The sequence below is a fragment of the Pseudomonas sp. NFACC39-1 genome (assembly GCF_900110355.1).
Lineage (GTDB): Bacteria > Pseudomonadota > Gammaproteobacteria > Pseudomonadales > Pseudomonadaceae > Aquipseudomonas > Aquipseudomonas tehranensis.
This window is the reverse complement of the sequence record NZ_FODL01000005.1, coordinates 185,199-205,701: the sequence shown is the minus strand read 5'-3', so window position 1 is coordinate 205,701 and position 20,503 is coordinate 185,199. Positions and strand designations below refer to the sequence as shown.

At 61.9% G+C, this 20,503-nt stretch carries 20 protein-coding genes; 10 read left to right on the top strand and 10 right to left on the bottom strand.

The window, feature by feature from the left end; genetic code table 11:
- Positions 1-42: 42 nt before the first annotated feature.
- On the top strand, positions 43-951 hold the full coding sequence (locus BMY45_RS12850; protein WP_092398081.1) for a LysR substrate-binding domain-containing protein: 909 nt from the start codon (positions 43-45) through the stop codon (positions 949-951).
- The gene (locus BMY45_RS12845) at positions 948-1,301 is read left to right on the top strand and encodes an MmcQ/YjbR family DNA-binding protein (protein WP_092398079.1); all 354 of its coding nucleotides are present in this window, start codon (positions 948-950) and stop codon (positions 1,299-1,301) included. The genes BMY45_RS12850 and BMY45_RS12845 overlap by 4 nt, the downstream gene beginning before the upstream one ends.
- Before the next feature lie 2 nt (positions 1,302-1,303).
- On the opposite strand, the gene BMY45_RS12840 is transcribed toward BMY45_RS12845, so the two are convergent.
- Both BMY45_RS12840 and BMY45_RS12835 read right to left on the bottom strand, forming a co-directional pair.
- Positions 1,304-1,714: a DUF1294 domain-containing protein gene (locus BMY45_RS12840; RefSeq protein ID WP_092398077.1), complete on the bottom strand. Its 411-nt coding sequence runs from the start codon at positions 1,712-1,714 to the stop codon at positions 1,304-1,306.
- Positions 1,711-2,541 (bottom strand): undecaprenyl-diphosphate phosphatase, encoded by an 831-nt coding sequence (locus BMY45_RS12835; RefSeq protein ID WP_092398075.1) that lies wholly within the window; start codon positions 2,539-2,541, stop codon positions 1,711-1,713. Before BMY45_RS12835 ends, BMY45_RS12840 begins: the two co-directional genes overlap by 4 nt.
- Before the next feature lie 268 nt (positions 2,542-2,809).
- On the opposite strand from BMY45_RS12835, the gene BMY45_RS12830 reads away from it, so the two are divergent.
- Positions 2,810-4,444 (top strand): methyl-accepting chemotaxis protein, encoded by a 1,635-nt coding sequence (locus tag BMY45_RS12830; protein ID WP_092398073.1) that lies wholly within the window; start codon positions 2,810-2,812, stop codon positions 4,442-4,444.
- Here the strand turns inward: BMY45_RS12830 and BMY45_RS12825 are convergent.
- Positions 4,441-5,346: an AraC family transcriptional regulator gene (locus tag BMY45_RS12825; protein ID WP_092398071.1), complete on the bottom strand. Its 906-nt coding sequence runs from the start codon at positions 5,344-5,346 to the stop codon at positions 4,441-4,443. The genes BMY45_RS12830 and BMY45_RS12825 overlap by 4 nt on opposite strands.
- A 240-nt stretch (positions 5,347-5,586) precedes the next feature.
- On the opposite strand from BMY45_RS12825, the gene BMY45_RS12820 reads away from it, so the two are divergent.
- Together BMY45_RS12820 and BMY45_RS12815 are read left to right on the top strand one after the other, a co-directional pair.
- Positions 5,587-6,360: an L-iditol 2-dehydrogenase gene (locus tag BMY45_RS12820; protein ID WP_092398069.1), complete on the top strand. Its 774-nt coding sequence runs from the start codon at positions 5,587-5,589 to the stop codon at positions 6,358-6,360.
- Between the two features lie 194 nt (positions 6,361-6,554).
- On the top strand, positions 6,555-7,406 hold the full coding sequence (locus BMY45_RS12815; protein WP_092398067.1) for a CAP domain-containing protein: 852 nt from the start codon (positions 6,555-6,557) through the stop codon (positions 7,404-7,406).
- 136 nt (positions 7,407-7,542) lie between these two features.
- Here the strand turns inward: BMY45_RS12815 and BMY45_RS12810 are convergent, their stop codons facing one another.
- A complete protein-coding gene (locus BMY45_RS12810; protein ID WP_092398065.1) occupies positions 7,543-8,418 on the bottom strand; it encodes a LysR family transcriptional regulator in 876 nt (291 codons plus the stop codon).
- Between the two features lie 101 nt (positions 8,419-8,519).
- Between BMY45_RS12810 and BMY45_RS12805 the strand changes: the two genes are divergently transcribed.
- The 3 genes from BMY45_RS12805 to BMY45_RS12795 are packed head-to-tail and all read left to right on the top strand — an operon-like array spanning position 8,520 to position 11,547.
- The gene (locus BMY45_RS12805; RefSeq protein ID WP_092398063.1) at positions 8,520-9,866 is read left to right on the top strand and encodes an acyclic terpene utilization AtuA family protein; all 1,347 of its coding nucleotides are present in this window, start codon (positions 8,520-8,522) and stop codon (positions 9,864-9,866) included.
- Entirely contained in the window at positions 9,866-10,189 is a 324-nt protein-coding gene (locus BMY45_RS12800) for an AtuA-related protein (RefSeq protein ID WP_177193346.1), read from the top strand. The genes BMY45_RS12805 and BMY45_RS12800 overlap by 1 nt, the downstream gene beginning before the upstream one ends.
- A 50-nt stretch (positions 10,190-10,239) precedes the next feature.
- The gene (locus BMY45_RS12795) at positions 10,240-11,547 is read left to right on the top strand and encodes a CitMHS family transporter (protein WP_092398059.1); all 1,308 of its coding nucleotides are present in this window, start codon (positions 10,240-10,242) and stop codon (positions 11,545-11,547) included.
- Between the two features lie 23 nt (positions 11,548-11,570).
- Here BMY45_RS12795 and BMY45_RS12790 read toward each other — a convergent pair whose 3' ends face one another.
- Positions 11,571-12,464 carry an NAD(P)/FAD-dependent oxidoreductase gene (locus BMY45_RS12790; protein ID WP_092398057.1) on the bottom strand — a complete coding sequence of 298 codons (894 nt, stop codon included), beginning with the start codon at positions 12,462-12,464 and terminating at the stop codon, positions 11,571-11,573.
- 146 nt (positions 12,465-12,610) lie between these two features.
- On the opposite strand from BMY45_RS12790, the gene BMY45_RS12785 reads away from it, so the two are divergent.
- Positions 12,611-13,045 (top strand): Rrf2 family transcriptional regulator, encoded by a 435-nt coding sequence (locus BMY45_RS12785; RefSeq protein ID WP_092398055.1) that lies wholly within the window; start codon positions 12,611-12,613, stop codon positions 13,043-13,045.
- A gap of 106 nt (positions 13,046-13,151) precedes the next feature.
- On the opposite strand, the gene BMY45_RS12780 is transcribed toward BMY45_RS12785, so the two are convergent.
- The 4 genes from BMY45_RS12780 to BMY45_RS12765 form a co-directional block, all read right to left on the bottom strand.
- Positions 13,152-14,609: an amidase gene (locus BMY45_RS12780; protein ID WP_092398053.1), complete on the bottom strand. Its 1,458-nt coding sequence runs from the start codon at positions 14,607-14,609 to the stop codon at positions 13,152-13,154.
- A 16-nt stretch (positions 14,610-14,625) separates the two neighbouring features.
- A complete protein-coding gene (locus BMY45_RS12775) occupies positions 14,626-15,876 on the bottom strand; it encodes an MFS transporter (protein WP_092398051.1) in 1,251 nt (416 codons plus the stop codon).
- An 11-nt stretch (positions 15,877-15,887) separates the two neighbouring features.
- Positions 15,888-16,820 (bottom strand): SphA family protein, encoded by a 933-nt coding sequence (locus BMY45_RS12770; protein WP_092398049.1) that lies wholly within the window; start codon positions 16,818-16,820, stop codon positions 15,888-15,890.
- 70 nt (positions 16,821-16,890) lie between these two features.
- A complete protein-coding gene (locus BMY45_RS12765; RefSeq protein ID WP_092398047.1) occupies positions 16,891-17,883 on the bottom strand; it encodes a helix-turn-helix domain-containing protein in 993 nt (330 codons plus the stop codon).
- A 150-nt stretch (positions 17,884-18,033) separates the two neighbouring features.
- Between BMY45_RS12765 and BMY45_RS12760 the strand changes: the two genes are divergently transcribed.
- Positions 18,034-19,044, top strand: coding sequence for a GlxA family transcriptional regulator (locus tag BMY45_RS12760; RefSeq protein WP_092398045.1), 1,011 nt, complete (start codon positions 18,034-18,036; stop codon positions 19,042-19,044).
- Positions 19,045-19,065: 21 nt separating this feature from the next.
- Here the strand turns inward: BMY45_RS12760 and BMY45_RS12755 are convergent, their stop codons facing one another.
- Positions 19,066-20,007 carry a LysR family transcriptional regulator gene (locus BMY45_RS12755; protein ID WP_092398043.1) on the bottom strand — a complete coding sequence of 314 codons (942 nt, stop codon included), beginning with the start codon at positions 20,005-20,007 and terminating at the stop codon, positions 19,066-19,068.
- Between the last annotated feature and the right edge of the window lie 496 nt (positions 20,008-20,503).

Here is a 20,503-nt window from a genome sequence, read left to right as displayed (position 1 = left end):
AATGCGATAGTTCGTTCCACTGACAGGACAATAGAGTTCGATATGCAAGACCTCAATGATCTGTACTACTTCGCCAAAGTGGTCGAAGCCGGTGGTTTCGCCGCGGCCGGACGCCTGTTGGGTATTCCCAAGTCGCGGCTGTCACGGCGTATCGCTGAACTGGAAGAGCGCCTTGGCGCCCGATTGCTGCAACGTACCACCCGCCAGTTGAAGCTCACGGCCGTGGGAGAGCGTTATCTGCGCCATTGCCAAGCCATGCTGCTGGAAGCCGAGATGGCCGATGAAGCCGTAGCGAGCATGTCCACTGAGCCGCGCGGACGCCTGCGGGTTTCCAGTCCGGTGGGCTTGGCTCACCAGATGCTGGGCGGGGTGATTGCCAGCTTCCTGGAAAAATTCCCTCAAGTGCAGCTGGAAATGATGCTGGTCAATCGGCGGGTAGACCTGGTGAGCGAAGGCATCGACGTGGCATTGCGCGTGCGCGATCTGGGGGACGAAGACCCGCTGCTGATGACGCGACGGCTGCGTCAGGCGCGGCTGATCATGGTCGCCAGCCCGGCGTTCGTCGAAGGACGGCAGATCAATACCCCGGAGGATCTCAAGAAACTGCCGATACTCGGGGCGCTGGACGCCGATCGCCTGGTCCACCTGCGTCTGCTCAAGGCCAACGCAGAGCCCGTCGAACTGGCCCTGGAAGCCCGACTAGGCATCGACGACTTCATTGTGCGCCGCGCCTGCGCCCTCGCCGGCCTGGGTTTCACCTTGTTGCCGAGCATGTATTGCGAGGAGGAACTGCAGGACGGCACACTGGTGGAATTGTTGCCCGAGTGGTCGCTGCCGGACGGCTGGCTGCAGGCAGTTTACCCGCATCGACGCGGCATGCTGCCAGCGGTGCGCGCGTGGATCGACCATCTGGTAGACGCATTCGAAAGCTGTGGGGATAGGAAAATATGAGCTTGAGCGAAGCGGATGTCGCGCGGTTTTGCCTGGGTTTGCCTGGCGCCCGGGAAGACTATAAATGGGGCGGTGTGCGGGTATTTTCCATTGCCGGCAACAAGATGTTCGCCTTGCAGAACCTGCGGGGTGAATCACTGGCATTCAAGGTCGACAAGGATCTGTTCCTGGGGCATTGCGACCGCCCCGGGATTGGCCCGGCGCCGTACCTGGCGCGGGCCCAGTGGATCATCATGCAAACGCCCTACCCGCTGGGCGCCGACGAGCTGCGTGGCCTGCTGCAGCGCTCCCACCAACTGGTGGTGAGCAAGCTGCCCAAGCGCACCCAGGTGGGTTTGCTGCTGTCGTAAGCTCAGAACAGCATCAGCAGATGACTGCCCAGGAATAACTGGTCGATCCAGAACACCTGGTGCAGCAATACGATGAACCAGAACACCACCTGAAACGACACCTTGCGGGTCTTGTGGCGAAACACTTGTTGAGCCAGCAACGCCCCGGGCCAGCCACCGGCCAGCTCCACGGCGTGCAATACGTTTTCCGGGGTGCGCCAGGCGTCAGCGCGGGCCTTGCGCTTGTCGCTCCAGTACAACAGAAACGCCACCATGCTGACGAGGCCGTAGGCCGTCAGGGGCACCCAGGACACCGCGCGCACCCCGAGCAAAAGTGACCCGAGCAGCGGCAACGCGCACACCAGCGCAAATACCACGAGCTTGAGCCGCAAACTCTGCACTGCTGGGCCCGGCTCGCGGCCTGGGCGGCTCATGGCTGGGCCGCCGTCCAGTCCACCCAACCGAATTGCCAGGTGGCCAGAATCAACAGGCCGAAAGCGATCCGGTACCAGGCAAATACTGCGTAACTGTGGCTGGCGATGAACAGCAACAAGCCCCTGACCGCGATCATGGCGAAAATGAACGCGGTGACGAAGCCGATGGCGAACACCGGAAAATCCGCCGGCACAAACAGCTCGCGATATTTATAGCCTGAGTAGACTGCTGCGCCGACCATGGTTGGCATCGCCAGGAAGAACGAAAACTCGGTTGCGGTCTTGCGCGACAGCCCGAACAGCAAGCCGCCGATGATGGTCGAGCCTGAACGGGAGGTGCCGGGAATCATCGCAAGGCACTGGGCAAAGCCGACTTTCAGTGCATCCTTCCAGGTGATGTCGTCTACCGTTTCGGCGTGCACTGTATGCTGGCGCTTCTCGGCCCAGAGCATCACGAAACCGCCCAGCACCAACGCCGTGGCCACCGTGATCGGATTGAACAGGTATTCGTGGATCAAGTCTGCAAACAACACGCCCAATACTACAGCGGGCATGAAGGCAATCAGCAGGTTGGCCGTAAACCGCCGAGCGCTGGGCTGGGTGCGCAAGCCCAGTACCACGTCGAAGATCTTGCGCCGAAACTCCCACACCACCGCCAGGATCGCCCCGAGCTGGATAATGATGTTGAACGCCATCGCGCGCTCCCCGCCGAACTCGAGCAAGTCCGCGACAATGATCTGGTGCCCCGTGCTGGAGATCGGCAGGAACTCCGTCAAACCTTCTACCACGCCAAGAATCAGTGCCTGAAAGGCGGTCCACAAATCCATTCATCCCCCAAAAGACTATGCTTGCGCACGTCTCATCAAAATTTAAGCGTTATGCAGGTGTAAACAGCAGGCGCACGGTGACTGCGATTTCTCAAAAAAACCAATGAAAAAACCGGAACAGGCTCAGGTTTTGCGCCGCGGGGCCGAAATCCTATCAGACAAGCCCTGATAACGCTGCCGCGTTATGGCTCCTGGGCACCAGGTCCTACCTGCCCGCGCCGGATTCAGGCGGTCAGATGACAAGAATAAGAAACCGGAGTGACAGCGTATGAATAGCTTGCGCAGTGTGTCGATCAGCCGACGCTTGTGGCTCATCTTGGTCGTGTCCATCGTGATGTTGTTCACGCTGGGCGCGTTCATGCTTAAGCAGATCCACACCGACCTGTATCAGGCCAAGGTGCAGAAAACCCAGCATGTGGTCCAGACTGCCAGTGGTGTGCTGAGCTACTACCATGGCCTGGAAACGGCTGGCACCCTGACTCGCGAGGTCGCGCAGAAGCAGGCGCTTAGTGCGGTGCGCGGCTTGCGTTATGACCAGAGTGACTACTTCTGGATCAATGACCTGACCCCTGTGATGGTCATGCACCCGACCAACCCGAAACTCGAAGGCCAGAACCTCTCGGCGATTCGCGACCCGAATGGTTTTGCGCTGTTCAACGAGATGGTCGCCATCGCCAAGGCCAAGGGCGCCGGCATGGTGGATTACCTCTGGCCGAAACCGGGCGCTGAGGCGCCGGTGGCGAAAACCTCTTACGTCAAACTGTTCGAGCCTTGGGGCTGGATCATCGGTTCAGGTGTGTACGTGGATGACGTGCAGGCCGAATTCCAGTCTCAAGTGATCAAGGCTTCGCTGATCGGCATGGCGATCACCCTGCTCATGGGCTTGCTCCTGACCCTGATCGTGCGCAGCATCGTTCGGCCACTGCAGGAAACGGTCAATGCCATGGCCAACATCGCCAGCGGTGAAAGCGACCTGACTCGCACCCTCGACACCCACGGCCAGGACGAAGTGACGCAACTGGCCCGGCATTTCAATGCGTTTACCGCCAAATTGCGCGAAGTCGTCAGCCAGTTGCAGGACTCAGCCCAGGCCCTGGGGCAATCGTCCAACGAACTGGGTAACGACGCCGCCCAGGCCCAGGAACGCAGCCAGCAGCAATCGCAACAGATGGAACTGGTGGCCACTGCAATCAACGAAGTGACCTACGGCGTGCAAGATGTCGCCAAGAACGCCGAACACGCCGCCAGCGAAATGCGCGACGCCGAATCCCAGGCCCAGCAAGGCCAGGTCAACATCGACGGCAGCCTGCAGCAGATTGACCGACTGTCCCAGACCATTGATCAGGCGGTGGAAGTGATCCGCACCCTGGCCAGCGAAAGCACCCAGATCGGCAGCGTGCTGGAGGTGATCCGCTCCATTGCCGAGCAGACCAACCTGCTGGCCCTCAACGCCGCGATCGAAGCGGCCCGCGCCGGTGAACAAGGTCGAGGATTTGCCGTGGTGGCCGATGAAGTGCGACTGTTGGCCCAGCGTACGCAGAAGTCCACCGCCGAGATCCAGGCGATGATCGAACGCTTGCAGAACCATTCCGAAGCGGCGGTGAAAGTCATCAGCGACAGCAGCCGTGCTTCGCAATTGACCATTGAGCAAGCCGGGCTGGCAGGTGCCAGTCTCAACGCCATCGGTCAGGCCCTGCGCAACCTCAACAGCCTGAACGCCTCCATCGCCAGTGCCACGCTGCAACAGGCCCATGTGGTGGAAGACATCAACCAAAACGTCACCCAGGCCGCGGGGCTGTCCCACAGCACCGCCATGGCGGCCGAACAGTCGAGCCTGGCGAGCACCCGCCTCAAGTCGCTGAGCGAGCAGTTGAACGGGTTGCTGAAGCAGTTCAGGGTCTAGTGGCCTGTGTGGCTAGCGCCTGCGCGATATTCGCTGGGTGTCTGGTGCATCTCGATGCGGAAGTGCCGATTGAAGTTGGACAGGTTGTTGTAACCCACCTCAAAACAGATATCGGTCACTGGCATTTCACTGTGCAACAGCAACCGGCAGGCTCGTTGGATTCGGAGCTTGCGCATCAGGTCAATGAAACCGTGTCCGGTGATGCGTTTGAAGAAACGCGAAAAACCGGGCTCGCTCATGTCCAGTTGCCGAGCAATCACCGACAGGCGCAGGTCACCCGTGAGTTCAGTCTGCAGGTACTCGAAGGCCTTGTGGATGCGTTCGGAATTGCGGGCATCCAGGCTGGGTGCATAACACGGGCTGGCCAGGCACTGGGCCTGGTCCTGCGGGGCGAGATGGAGTGTGTTGAGCAGTTGGAGAAACACTGCCAGCCGCCCGAGCCCCTGCGCCGGGCCGATGCTCTCCAACAGCCTTGCGGCGTTCACGGCGGTGTCGCCGCTGAAGACCAGACCTCGTCGTGCCCTTTCGAACAACGGCTGTAAATCCCCAAGTTCAGGTAGCGTCCGGCGCAGACTCAACAGCGTTGCGCCATCGAATTGCAGCACCACATCCCTTCCAGCCAAGTGCTCACCCGGGGCCAGGTCGCCCATCCAGTCGTGGGGCAAACCCGGGCCGATCATCGCCACATGGCCGGGCCCGAATGGGCCCATATAATCGCCCGCCAGCAATTTACCGCTGCCCCGACGAATGAGATGGATCTCGAATTCGGGATGGTGGTTCCAGCGCGCCATCGGATACGGATAGTCGTGCTCGTACCAGCGAAAACTGTGCTCGGGCTCGGGCAGGATGACTTCCAGTTCGGCCGGTGGCTGCTCGAACAGGGGCGTTGGGTGATCAGGCATGTCGCGCGTCTCTGTCGCTGTAGGCAGCACCTTACGCCCGGCGCGCACCGGTTCACCAGCCCTGATCTGATCGTCCACCGATACTTATTTAACCCGGCCAAGGGACACATCACGGCGTTAAAAAAGTACCAGCCGATGATCCCGCCCGCGTTTGTCCGGCGCCATTGGCGCTGCTGTAATCGGCGCCACAAGGGCGCGCTCCCCTGTTATTTATTTTTGTCATTCAAGACAGGACAACCCATGAAACGACTGGAAGGAAAAAGTGCGCTGGTCACCGGTGCTGCCCGCGGTATTGGCAGGACGTTCGCCCAGGCCTATATCAACGAAGGGGCTACGGTGGCGATTGCCGATATCGATCTTGGACGGGCCCAGGCCACCGCTGCCGAACTGGGCGACAGCGCCTACGCGGTAAAAATGGACGTCACTGAACAAGCTTCGATTGACCAGGCCATTGAGGCGGTCGTGGCCCGGGCGGGCAAGCTCGATATCCTCGTCAATAACGCAGCGCTGTTCGACCTGGCGCCTATCGTGGAGATTACGCGCCAGAGCTACGAACGGCTGTTTTGCATCAATGTCGCCGGCACCCTCTTCACGCTGCAGGCCGCCGCCCGGCAGATGATCCGCCAGGGTCATGGCGGCAAAATCATCAACATGGCCAGCCAGGCCGGCCGGCGTGGAGAAGCCCTGGTGGCGGTGTATTGCGCCACCAAGGCGGCGGTGATCAGCCTGACCCAGTCCGCCGGGCTTGATTTGATCAAGCATCGAATCAACGTCAACGCCATTGCCCCTGGGGTGGTGGAGGGAGAGCACTGGGACGGCGTGGATGCGCTGTTCGCCCATCATGAAAACCTGCCCCCGGGAGAAAAAAAGCGTCAGGTCGGTGCGCAAGTGCCCTATGGCCGGATGGGCACCGCACAGGATCTGGTGGGGATGGCGATTTTCCTCGCCTCGGCGGAGAGCGAGTATGTGGTGGCGCAGACCTATAACGTCGATGGCGGGAACTGGATGAGCTGATAATTCGGCGGTTTTTGGCCTTAAATCGACGCAAATGGACTTATTCGCCTGAAAATTGATCCCACTACTTGAGGATTGTCCCAAACGGTGCCCAGCGGTGCCGTTGCAAGGGATTTCAAGAGAGCGTGAATACCGTTGCCCCAGCCGGGCAAAAATTGCGCATCATAGGCGCCGTCCGCTCAAGGGAGATTTACATGCGTGCCATTTCATCCGTCATGCGTCTTATCGGGCTGTCGCTGGGCCTGGCCTTCGCCACCAGTGTCCTGGCCACCGAAGAGACGCAACTGGTCGAGTCCATCAACCTTTACCGCAGCCAGTCGCAAAGCTGCGCGGATCAAGCCTCTCTGGAGCTGCCGCCGCTAGCCATGGACTCGCGGCTGATCCTGTCGGCCAACGGCATTGGCGACCTGCAGCAGGCACTGGCCCGCACGGCCTATCCGATGGTCAACGTACAGGCCATCAGCCTGTCCGGGCCGCGGGACGCGCAAGCTGCGATGAAGGCGGTGCGGGAGAGCTTCTGCCAGGTGGTGCTGGACCCGCAGTTCGTCGACATCGGCGTGAGTCGCCTGGACCGCGAATGGCGCATCGTGTTGGCGCGCCCGTTGTTATCGGCGCGCCTGGGAGACTGGCAAGCCGAAGGCCAGAAGCTGCTGAAACTGATCAACAGTGCTCGTGCCCAACCGCGCCGCTGCGGCACCGAAGCCTTCACGGCCACCACGCCCCTGGCCTGGAACGCTACGCTGGCCCTGGCCGCCGTGAGCCACAGCCGGGCCATGGCCAACAACAACTTTTTTGACCACAAGGATCGCGACAGCCGTATGCCGGGCGACCGCGCCGAACTGGCCGGTTACCTCGGCCAATTGATCGGCGAGAATATCGCCGCCGGACAGGATACGGCCCTCAAAGTGGTGGACGGCTGGCTGGCAAGCCCCGGTCATTGCGCCAATCTGATGAATCCGCAGTTCAAAGAACTGGGCGCCGGCTATGCGGTGGACCCGAAAAGTGATGCGGGGATTTATTGGACAGCGATGTTTGGCACTCAATAGCGTTTGATCAGATCGCCTGGCACTGACGGGAATCCCGCTATCGCGAGCAGGCTCGCTCCCACAAGGGTTTTATGACGAACACGAAATGGAACACACTGTGGGAGCGAGCCTGCTCGCGATGACAATGGCACTGACATTACTGGCGAAGTGTTTGCCGCAAATGTTGCATGAACTGGCTCAACGACGGCGACTGAGCCACTGGCTTGCGTTGCAACAGGCCGATCGAACGTTTGCCGGGCTGGTCGATGGCGATCACCGCGCACTGCTCACCAATATTGAACACTGCCGTGCAACTGGCCGGCAGCAGGGAAAATCCCAACCCTTCGCGTACCAGCGCAGTGGCGGTGCTCATGTGCGCCACCTCCCAGGCCGGCTCAGGCTCGACGTTCAGGTAGCGTAACGCCGCGTCGGCCAAGGGCCGGATACTGGTGTCGGGAGTCAGGGCGATGTAGGGCCTGCGTTTCCAGTCGTCCAGGCTGTCGCGCTGATGATCCTTGTGGGTCAGCAACACCAGATTGTCATCCAGCAGGCGCACAAAGCTCAGCCCGGACAGGTCATCGGGTAACGAGGTAATGCCCGCGTCTGCCTCGCCGCGCTGCACCCAGCCCATGATCTCCCCGGCCCGACCATCCAGTACGCTCACCCTTACACCCGGGTGTTTGCGTTGGAACGAAGCGATGACCACAGGCAGGAACGAAGCGGCGGCCGTGGGCAGTGCCGCCAGGCGCAGGGAGCCACGACTCAGGCTGAGAGTGTCGCGAGCGTCGCGTACGGCATCGTCCATGTCCCTGAGCATGCGCCTGGCCTGGGGCAGGAAGTGTTCGCCGGCCAGCGTCAGCTCGACACTGCGGGTGTTGCGCGCCAGCAACTGCAAACCCATGGTCTCTTCCAGTTTGCGGATGCTGTAGCTCAGGGCCGGCTGGGACAGGTGAAGCTGTTCAGCGGTGCGCGTGAAGCTTGAGGTTTCAGCAATCAGGATAAAGGCACGAAGCTGTCGGAAAGAAACGTTCATGGCCGCACTTATAAAGATAATGGATCAATTGATTCTACCTTTAAAATTCACAGAACAATCCATGCCCGCCACTATGGGCCATCCCATCAGTGGAAACGGACATGACCAAAACAATTCTCGTCGGATGCGGCGCCGGTTTCGCCAATGATCGCCCGGACGCGGCCTTGCGCCTGGCCCAGGACCTGGCGCAACGAAACGGCCAGCGCTACATCATGCTGGAGCTGCTGGCCGAACGGACGCTGGCCGAAGCACAACTGCGCAGGGGCCTCGATCCTCAAGCCGGATATGCCTCGCGCCTGTTCGATTTCCTCGAACCGATGCTGGATGTGTGTATCGAAGCCGGCATCCCCATCATTACCAATGGTGGCGCAGCCAATCCCAGAGCCGCCGCGCAGCGCCTGCGAGCAACACTGGCAGGACGCTATCCGACATTGAAAATTGCCTGCGTACTGGGCGATGACCTGCTGGAAGAAACCCCGCCGCGCTTCGAGCAATGGCTGCCCCAGAATCTCGCAGACGTGGTATCGGTCAATGTCTACACCGGGGCCGACGGCATTCATACGGCGCTGCAAGAAGGTGCTGGCATCGTACTGTGCGGGCGCGTGGCCGATCCCTCGCTGGCGGTGGGCGCGATTCGCCACGGGCTGGGCTGGGCCGCCGACAACTGGCAGAAAATGGCCATCGCCACCGCGACCGGGCATTTGCTGGAATGCTGCACCCAGGTCACCGGCGGGTACTTTGCCCACCCTGGGATCAAAGAGATCCCGGACCCGGCGAACCTCGGTTGCCCAATTGCCGAAATCCATGAAGATGGGCGCTTGATCATTGGCAAAACCCAGGACAGCGGGGGGCGCGTCAGTGAGCAAACGGTCAAGGAACAATTGCTTTACGAGGTGCATGATCCGCGCCGTTACCTGACCCCGGATGTGGTACTGGACCTGGGGCAGGCCCGCGTCCACGACCTGGGTGATGACCGTGTTGAGGTCAGCGGCCTGCTGGGCCATCCGCGCCCCGATACGCTCAAAGGCTTGGCCGGTGTGCGCGGGCTATGGTTCGGCGAGGCGGAAATTTCCTATGCCGGCCCCGGTGCCGTAGCCCGCGCCGCCCTGGCCCGGGAGATTCTGCTGCAACGTTTTGACCGATTGGCGCCAGGCGTACAGCCCTGGATCGATTTGTCGGGTGTCGCCAGTCTGTTCAATGACCACAGTGGCCGCTATCTGCAACAAAGACTGGCCCTGGCGCCGGCCCTCGACGATGTGCGTGTGCGCGTCGGCCTGTCCCATACCGATCAGGCAATGGTCCAGACCCTGTTGGCCGAGGTGGAGTCGCTTTACACCAACGGTCCGGCCGGCGGTGGCGGCGTTCGCCGGCACCTCGCTGAAGCCGTCACCACCCGCAGTTTCCTGCTGCCGCGCAGCGAAATCCACACGACCCTGGAGTGGTACTGATGAATCTGGTCACCCTCGCCGACTTCGCCCACGCTCGTGCCGGAGACAAAGGCAACATCCTCAGCATTGCGGTATTGCCCCTCGATCCGGCGCACTACCCATGGCTGCTGCGTGAACTGACCTGCGAACGAGTCGCCGAACAATTTGCCACGCGTCAGCCGTCCAAAGTGCATCGCTATGAACTGCCGAATCTGCACGCGCTGAATTTCGTCCTCGAAGATGCCCTGGAAGGCGGGGTGAACCTCAGTTGCGGCCTGGACCGCCATGGCAAGAGTTTGAGTTATCTGCTGCTGTCACTGCGCCTGCCCCGACCACAGGGCTGAAGGACTCGCGCGCCCGTACCGTCGACAACAATAAAAAGAGAGGCTGCACCATGATTACAACGTTGGGTTTTTTGATGATGCTGGTCATCATCGGGCTGATCTTGCTGCGCAGGATCAGCCCCGTCGTCGCCTTCACCACCCTCCCCGTCGCCGCCTGCCTGCTGGCCGGTTTCAACCCCGGACAAATTGGCGAGTTCATCAAGGCCGGATTGATCACCGTGGCGCCCACCGCCGCGCTGTTTCTGTTTGCCATTCTGTTTTTCGGGATCATGCGTGATCGCGGCCTGTTCGACCCGCTGGTCAACCTGCTGATCCGAAGCACCGGTGGCAAGCCGCTGGCCGTGGCAGTGGTCACGGTGCTGGTGACGTCGGTGGTGCATCTGGACGGGGTGGGTGCCGCGACATTTTTGCTGACCATTCCGGCACTGTTGCCGTTGTACAAGCGCCTGAACATGAACCCGGCCATGCTGTTGTGCCTGGTGGGCACCACCGCCGGGGTGATCAACATGGTGCCTTGGGGCGGCACCACTGCCCGGGCCGCCGCGGTTTCCGGGCTGGACGCCACCGAGCTTTGGCTGGGCTTGCTGCCAGTGCAACTGGTGGGTCTGGTTTGCATGTTGCTGGTAGCGACGGTCCTGGGCTCGCGCGCCCAGCGTCGTCGGCCGATGTCCTTGGGAGCGGCCGCCAGCGTCGATCTGGACAGCCTGGCCAGCGAAGGTCGCGAGTTCGGCCTCTCGCCCCGCGATCTGCGGTACTGGCTGAACGTGGCGCTGACCGGCGCGATCCTGGCGTGTCTGTTCACCGGTATTTTTCCACTCTATGCCTGTTTCATGGTGGGATTGGGCATTGCCCTGCCGCTGAACTTCCCCTCCCTGGACGCCCAGGCCGAACGCCTCAAGGCCCATGCCTCCGACGCCCTGCAAATGGTCCTGGTGATGATGGCCGCCGCGGTGTTGTTGGGTGTGCTCTCCGGGGCAAAAATGTCCGATGGCATGGCCTTGGCACTGATCGACTTTCTGCCGGCCGGCTCCGCTCAATACCTGCACGTGATCGTCGGATTCTTTGGCGTTCCCCTGGGGATGATCTTTTCGCCGGACGCCTACTACTTCGCCCTGTTGCCAGTGATCAGGGACGTGGCCGCCGCCGCGGGCGTGCCCCTGGAAGCGGTAGCCCGGGCCATGCTGATCGGTGAAAACACCGGTTTCTCCATCAGCCCGGTGGTGCCCAGCGTGTACCTGGCCCTGGCGTTGTCCGGCGTGGAACTGCGCAAACACATGGCCTACACCTTTTTCTGGGCCTGGGGCGTCAGCCTGGTGATGCTCGCCTTCGCCGTGGCAACCGGGGCGGTTCAGGTTTAGATTTCAGACAGGGAGCGGGTTTTTCAGTGTGCGCCGAAAATCAACGATCGGTGCACGCCCGATCCCGCCCGCACACCATCGCCCACGGACAGCGCCACCGAGCCGAACGGCATGGCCGCGTCTCCACAGGCAAACACCCCCGGCACGCTGGTTTCACCGGTCATGTCGGTCTGGATGAAGGCGCCGAGCGGGCCGTCCTCGAACTCACACCCCAGCGAGGTGACCAACGAGCTGCCCACGCGGGTACGCGGCAAGACGAACAGCCCCTCAATGGCGACCACGCGCCCCCCTTCCAGCACCACATTCGCCCGCTCGCCTTCAATGCGTTCGACCGGTTCGGCCACCAGCGTCACCCCGCGTCGTTCCAGGCTGGCCCGTTGCTCCGGGTCCGGTTCGAATACGCCATTGGTGAAGAACGTCGTCGGCCCCCAGTCGGGAAGCATCAAGGCGTGGTGCAGGGACATGGGCGACGTTGCCAGCACGCCGATCGGCCCCTGGTCCAACTCATAACCGTGGCAGTAAGGGCAGTGGAACACGCTTCTGCCCCAGCGCTCGGCCAGCCCTTGCACCGCCGGCAACTCATCAACCACTCCGGTGGCCAACAGCAGGCGTTGGGCATTGAGCCGTTGCCCACCAGCGGTTTCCAGAGTGAAGCCGCCCTCCTCCCTGCGAGCCTGGACCACGGTGTCCGACAGCCACTCCACCGTCGGATAAGCCATGAGTTGGGCACGGGCATCCTCGGCGATGTCAGCGGGCGCGCGGCCATCCTGTCCAAGAAAGCCATGGGAAGTCGCGGCAAACCGGTTACGGCGTAGCCCTCCATCGATCACCAGCACCTTTCGCCGGGCCCGTGCCAGTTGCAAACCTGCCGACATACCCGCGTAACTGCCGCCTGTAATGATGACGTCGTAGCCCATGAGCTTTCTCCAAGGGTGGTGTTCGAAGGACCGCCAAAGTCTCGACACATCGTAAGTTCCTTGAAAAGCCGCTGTCAACGATCTCGTAACTTTTGCAATTACAGGCGATACTCAGCCCGTCTCAACCACCGAACAACGCCGTTATCATGAGAAACGACACGCGCCTGTCCCGCATGCTTCATGTGCTCATCCACATGGACCGTCACCAGCAATCCGCCACTTCCGACACCCTCGCGCAGATGCTCGGCACTAACCCCGTGGTGGTGCGCCGGACCATGGCGCTGCTCAAGGAACAGGGCTACGTCACCTCGGAAAAAGGCCATCGCGGCGGCTGGACGTTGAGCAAGTCCCTGGCAGAAATGACCCTGCTCGACATCCATCAAGCCTTGGGCAGCACGTCGATTTTTGCCATCGGCCTGTCCACCGATCACCCACAGTGCCTGGTGGAACAAGCAGTGAATGCGGCGCTGACGGATGCATTCGATGAGGCCCAGGCGTTGCTGCTCAAGCGTTTGGGCAGCATCACCCTGGCGCAGCTGGCGGAGGATTTTGATCAGCGATTTCGGGACGGGCACGGCTGAGTGGTGGGAAGCGGGCCTGATCAGGCATCGAGATCGGCCCCCCCATCGAGGCTGGTTGTACCGTCTTCGAACCGGCCCGCTTGGCTTTATTGAAACATCGCCGCGTTCAATGACGACAGGCGTTCACCGCCGGCACCCGACCACGCCACGGCTGGGCGCGTTCCAGTTGCGCGGCCAGGGCCAGCAAGGTGCTTTCTTCGCCAAAGCGACCGGCAAAGTGCGCGCCCATCGGCAGGCCGTTGCTGCTCCAGGACAACGGCACAGACATCGCCGGCTGGCCGCTGGCATTGAACAACGCGGTGAATGGCGAGTAGCTGTGGTAGCGCTCGATCAATTGATCAAGACTCAGGCACACGTCCTGGATGTCCAACTCACCGATCCGTGCCGGCTCACGGGTCAAGACGGGGGTAAGGATCAGGTCGTAATCCTGCATGAACGACGCCAGTTGCCGACCCAGGGTGTGTATCCATTCCACGGCGGCCGCGTATTGGGCGCCGCTCACATTCCCCTTGTCCCGCAGGATGATCCGGGTGCGCACTTCCAGCTCTTCGGCCTGGACCGCGAGGCCGCGCATCTGACCCAGCAAATCGACATAGTGGCGCGTGCTTGCACCAATGATGGTGAACACCTGGTCGAGAAATTCCGGCAACACCACCGGCAGGTTCACCGGCTCGACACGATGCCCCAGGGATTCGCACAATCGCGCTGCCTCGCCCACCGCCCGCAAGCTTTCAGGCGACGTCGGCCAGGGGCCGAGTTGCTCGACCAGGGCGATGCGCAGCGGTTTCGGATCGCGCTGCACCGCTGTCACGTAAGGCAGCGCCTGCATCGGGGCGGCATAGGGCGCGCCGAGGTCCATCCCGGCGGTCGCATCCAGCAACGCCGCGCTGTCACGCACAGACAGGGTGATCCCATGGGGCGTCCCCATCCCCGCCCAGCCCTCCCCCACAATCGGCCCCGACGGCAACAGGCCACGGCTGGGCTTGAGGCCGAACACGCCGCAGCAGGACGCCGGCACCCGCAACGAACCGCCGCCATCGTTGCCATGGGCGAACGGCACCACCCGGGCCGCCACCAACGCCGCGGCACCGCCGCTGGAGCCCCCGGCACTGTAATCGGTGTTCCAAGGGTTGCGAGTCGCGCCAAACCGTGCGGACTCGGTGGAGTACGACGTGCCGAACTCCGGCGATGTACTGGTGCCGACCAACTGGCACCCTGCCCTCCGCAAACGCGTCACGACTTCCGCCTCGAAATCCGCCCGCGCGCTTCCCAGGGAGCGGGAGCCGTTGGTCATCGCCGCACCGTTGACCGGCGAAAACAGGTCCTTGATCAACGTTGGCACGCCGGCCAACGGGCCCTGCCCCATTTGGGGCATTTGCGCCGCGTCCCGTGCCGAATCGTACAATCGCTCGGCCACGGCATTGAGTTGCGGCTCGACCCGCTCGAGACGTTCGATGGCCACCTCGAGCAATTCGCCAGGCCGGACCTCGCCGCGCCTGACCCACTCGGCCAGCCCCATGGCGTCTTCGCGATCCATCAACTGGTGGATGTCTTGCATACTCATGTTTGGGATTCCTTATTCATGACGATGGACGTGAGCCGACAGGGCTGGTCTGGTCGTGACCACGCCTGCGCAGACCGGTTATTAGCCAAAGGAGTGCTACGACAAGGCTGGCGAACGCTAACCATTGGATGGACTGGCGCAGATCGCCGGCGAATCCTCCCACGCACGCCACCACCAGAGGACTGGCGAATTGACCGAGATAGAGAAATGCCGTGAACCCGCCCAACCCCCGACCACGGGTGCTGGCGGTCAGGGCGTTCATCACCGGTGCCATCACGTTGGGCACCAACAACCCGAACCCCAGGCCCTGGATGAATACTGAAACCAGCACCTCGTTGTAGCTTTGCGCGCGCGTCAGCAGCCATAGTCCAAGGCTCGCCAGCCCCAGCAGCAGCGCATTGCAACCGGCGATGCCGAAGCGACGGCGCAACATTGGCCACATCAGCGAACCGACCAGGGTCGCCAACAAGCTCAGCCCCGCTGCCATGCCGATCATGGTGCTGGAGGTAATGCCCAGGCTGACCAACAGCATCGGCGCCTGGACCGGTAAAACGAAGGCCAGGACCATGCCGCCAAAAATCATCAGGTTGCCCACCACCAGCGGCAGCACCGCCACTTTGGCCAACCCTGCCCCGCCGTTTGGCTGCTCGGTCACGGTGCGCCGCGCCAGCGGCGGCTCCCACAGCACCTTCATCATTACCGGCACCAGCAATAACGGCAGGAGATAGAGCAGAAACGGCAAGCGCCACGAATGCTCCCCGAGCGCGCCGCCCACCACAAAGAACAGCGCCCCCACCAGTCCGATGGTCACCACCTGCCGATTGACGTAGCGCAAGCGCTCCTCGTCGTGCCAGTAGTCGGCAATCAACGTGGCGCAACAGGTCATGACCGCCGCTTCGGTACAACCGAACAACAGCCTCGTCGCCACGATGGCGGGCAGGCTATCGAGCATGGCCGGCAAGGCGCCGAGCACGGCGTAAAGTAACGTGGCAAGCACCAGCAAGGCCTTGCGCCCGACGCGATCGGCCAACCATCCGGCCAGGGGTGCGCACAGGGCGATTGCCAGGGCCGGCCCGGTGACCGCCAGCGGCAACAGCAAATCGGCCCGGGGTTCCACGGGGCCGAATTCGGCACCCAAGCGGGGCAGGACGGGAGAAACCATCACCGACCCCATAATGGTCAAACTGCTGCCCAGCATCAGTACCAAGCCCTGACGCAGGCCTGCCTGACGCAACGGGGCCGTTGAAACGCTACTTGGTTGGTTCATGGCGAGTCCCTTCAGAAACTTTGAGAAATGCGCAGCGCCGTGGTGTAGCCCTCGGCCCGGTTACGCGCGTCGAACTCCTTGTAGACGTGCAACCACACCGGCGGCATACCGGGCTTGAAGTAGCTCACCGCCGGCCCGACAGCCATCACCCGGGCGCGATTGCCCGCTTGCAGTCCTGGCGCATCGTCGTCGCTGAACTGGCGGTAGTAATAACCGCCCACGCCCACGGTCCAGGGTCCGACGTGTTGGCCCACCGCAAATTCATGGCGGTACTCAATGCCGTTCTTGTAGTCAGTGGCAGGGTTACGCGTGTTGATGTCGACTTCGAAACTGGAAGACACTTCAAAACCGCTGTCGGAGAGGTAAGTGGCGTTGAGGATCGGCGAAAAGGTCCAGTGGTTGAGCCCCGGCGAAATCAGGCGATTCTTGTCGTAGTCGCCGGTCGGTGCCTGGATCTGGAACTGGGTGTTGACGAACAGGTTGGGCGAGAGGGTCCACTGCAGGATCACCGGCAACAACTGGATGTCGGCCATGCGAAACGGATCGGCCGCAAGATCCAGCGGACCGATCGGCGTCTGCACCTGTACCGAAGCGTCCATCTGGAAGAACGGCACGACGGCGCCGAAGCCATATTTGGCGCCCAGCACGGTGTAATCGGTCATGCGCATATAGGCGACGCCGATGGACAGCACATCCAGGGAGAAATTGTTGTTCACGGACTTGCCGTGACGGTCCTTCTGCACGTTGGCCGAATAGAACGCGGTGCGCAGGCCGACGGTGCCAAAGGGCGTGGCCGGCGGCATCATGCCCGCGCCAAAATCATAGACCCCGACCGCCGTGGTCGGCGCACCGTTTTCGGTGCCATGGGCAGCGCCCCCCATACCGATCAGCCCCAAGCTCAACCAAGTACAGCGCCAGGCGTTTGCTTTTTTATTTTGATTCATCGAATGCCCCTCCAACCCTGTGGTGTTGGGGGTCATCCTAGGGAGCCGGCCGGTCAGCCGTTATCCGTTTTCAGCACAGATGCGTGCGACGCAGGGTTTGGGAAGGTGTCTCACCGAACAGCACCCGATAATCGCTGGAAAAGCGGCTCAAGTGCCAGAAGCCCCAACGTGCCGCCACCTCCTGGACGCCCAGGGCCTGATCGCCGTTACGCAGTTCACGGCGCACGGCATTGAGGCGCAACGCCCGCAAATAGGCCACGGGATTGATACCCAGGGTTTCCTGGAAGCAATACTGCAGTTTGCGTCGGCTGGCACCGATGTGGTTGCACAGGTCAAGGATCGACAGCGGCTCATCGACATGGGCCAAGGCGTACTCCCGGGCGCGGTCGACCATGCGCTTGCGCGCCGTGGGGTTGAGCGGCGGCGCCTGGTCCGGTGCCACCAATTCCAGTATGTGCAGCATCACCGTGTCACGCAGGCCACGACGAATCGACTCGTAACCCAGCAATGAGTCACGCCCCTGCTCGCCCCCCTCAAGCTCATCGAATAACGCCGCAAGCTCGGCGGGCAGCGTCGAGTTGCCCAGACGGTAACACTTGGGAAGATCGGTAATTCGAAAGCAGCTGCGTTGACGTTCCAGCACATGCTCCAACGCCTGCTCGTCGATGGCGACACCGAGCAGATCCAGATGCTGGGGGGTGCGCAGCTCGGGCAGGTTATGCCCACGGGCCACCAACAGGCTGGGCTCGACAATCGGGTGCCCGGAACAAAAGACCGGCCCGTCCGCACTCAGCGGCACGCTGAAGGTGATGGCGCCCTCCCAGGCCGTGCCTTGCTTGGTCAGGGCCTGATTAGAGCGGTCGCGCACCAGTTGCATCCACTCGGAGCGGAACTCGATCAACTCGCCGTCGAAGCGCCCGGGGGTCAACTGGTCGTAGCTAACCTGCCAGCCGCCCATGTTCCGGGCGTGCTCGTCGATGTCTGTGGTGCGGAACCGATTGATCGGTTGCATCGGCAGTCCCTCCGACGAGACCGCTGGCTGCGCCATGTTGTCATTGTTCATTGACCCGACCTTTGATGATTCCAGGGCTTATGGATCAAAGCTCAGGCAAGTTCCATTCCGCTGGGTAGGCCATTCGTTCAATTGTGCCGAAAACGGATAGACTCTTTCACCGGCCCTGACAAACACCAGCGCGAAACGATCATGAACGAGATGACCCTGGATGTCGGCCTCGCCGCCGAGTCCATTTCCCAACCGCGCACCCTGGTATTCCTGGCCTATCCGCAGATGGGCTTGCTGGACCTGACCGGCGCCCAAACGGTGTTCTGGGCCGCCACCAAGGCCATGACCGAACGCGGCCTGCCCGGCTACGCCATGCACACCGCCAGCCTGGCAGGCGGATTGATGCAAAGCGCCGAAGGCTTGGTCGTGGATACCCGTGCCCTGCGGGAGCTCGACGGGACGCTCATCGATACGCTGATCGTCCCCGGCGCACCGGACATTCGGCAGGCGATGATCGACTGTGTCGATCTGGTGCAGTGGTTGCAAAAGGCCGCAGTCAAGGCCAGGCGCACCGCGTCGGTATGCAGCGGAACGTTTCTGCTGGCTCAGGCCGGGTTGTTGGACGGACGACGGGCCGCCACGCACTGGGCCATGTGCGAGATGCTCAAGACGGGCTTTCCGTTGATCGAAGTGGACTTGGACGCGATTTTCGTCCAGCAGGACAGCGTATGGACCTCGGCGGGCGTCAGTGCCGGTATTGATATGGCCCTGGCCTTGGTCGAAGCCGATTGCGGTCGCGACGTGGCCTTGCAGGTGGCCCGGGAACTGGTGGTATTTCTCAAGCGGCCCGGTGGGCAGGCGCAGTTCAGCCAGTTGTTGCAATCACAGATGCAGGACAGCGCCGGGTTCGAGGCATTGCACCTATGGATTGCCGACCATCTGGCCGACGATGACCTGACCATCGAGCGGCTGGCCCGGCAGGCGCGGATGAGCCCGCGCAATTTTGCCCGGGTCTACAAACGCCAGACTGGACGAACCCCGGCCAAAGCGGTCGAGATGTTCCGCCTGGAAGCCGCACGACGGCTGCTGGAAGACTCCCAGCGCAACATCGACCAGATTGCGCGCTCATGCGGTTTCGGTGACGAGGAGCGGATGCGCCATACCTTCCATCGCCATCTCTCGATTTCCCCGCGGGAGTACCGCAACCGGTTTTCCCGCTGACGGCGCCCCCCCCCGCTGCTGTCAGGCGACTTTTCTGGATGGCGCCTGCGGATCGGCCTGCTCAGCCAAGAGCGCGCTGCAGCGGGAGCGTAACCAACGTTCAGCCGGATCATTGTGGGAGGCGGCGCGCCAGACCATGGACAGTTCATGCTCTGGCAAGCGAATCGGGGCCGGTTCGGTCCGTAAACCTGGCGCCAACGTCATCGCTCGGGCGACATAATCCGGCACGATGGCGATCATGTCACTTTGCGCCAGTAACACCGGCAAGGCGCTGAACTGCGGCACCGTCAGTACCACCCGACGCTGTCGGCCCATCTGGCATAACGCTCGGTCCGAATCGTCAATGACATTGCCCATGGACGACACCACGGCATGGGGCCGACAGCAGAATTGGTCCAGGGTTAGCTTGTCGGGGTGAGAATCGGCCCGCAACAGCATCGGCCGGACCGCACGTAGCATCTTGCGCCGGGCGTTGGCCGGCAGCTCCAGGGTCGGGCTGATCCCCAAGGAAATCTCTCCGCTGGCCAAGAGCTGCGACATCTGCCATTGATCGGTCCGGCGCACCACCAGCGTCATGCCCGGCGCCTCGCCTCGCAGCCGTCGCAGCAGGTCCGGCAATAACGCATATTCGACGTCGTCGCAGAGCCCGATATGGAAAGTGGCCTCGCTGGTACCCGGTTCGAATGTCTGGCAGCGGCTCAAAGCTGCGGCGATACAGTCCAGGGCCGGGGAAAGATTAGAAAAAATCTCCCGCGCTCTGAAGGTCGGTTCCATCAGTCGCCCGGACCGGATGAACAAGGGGTCATCGAACATCACCCGCAAGCGCGCCAGAGCGTTGCTTATGGTTGGCTGTCCGAGAAACAGCTTTTCGCTGACGCGCGTGACATTTTGCTCATGCATCATGGTTTCGAAGACAACCAGCAGATTGATGTCAGCACGACGCAGGTCATTTCTGTTCATCATAGTCGTCGCCTCAGGCGCCAGGCCATTGAGTCAGGGTAGAGAAGTTCTTCACCTGCGCCATCATCAAGACACCGCGGCGAAGGGGTGTTACGAGACTATTCCCCTACCGGCCCCGTGTCTGTCGTACGTGGGGACACTCAGCCCACCCTTTGGGCAACATCATCGATACTTCGGTATATCCCCCCCTGGCGAACACCGCCTTTGTGGCGAGGGGATTTATCCCCGCTGGGCTGCGCAGCAGCCCCTAAAGCAGTGAACTCAATCTTCCTGGCACACCGAGTTGCCTGGTTTAGGGGCCGCTTCGCAGCCCAGCGGGGATAAATCCCCTCGCCACAAGGGAGGTGTGGGCACGGCCTGGCGGAATTTCAGGGTTTTATGTCCTACCTCGGCCCAAGCGGCGCTTCTAAGATACGAACCGATGCTCTGTCCCCCGACATCCCAGAGCGAGACCACGTAAAAACAAAAGGTCTGCCAGCGTGCCCCTACCCTCCGCGAT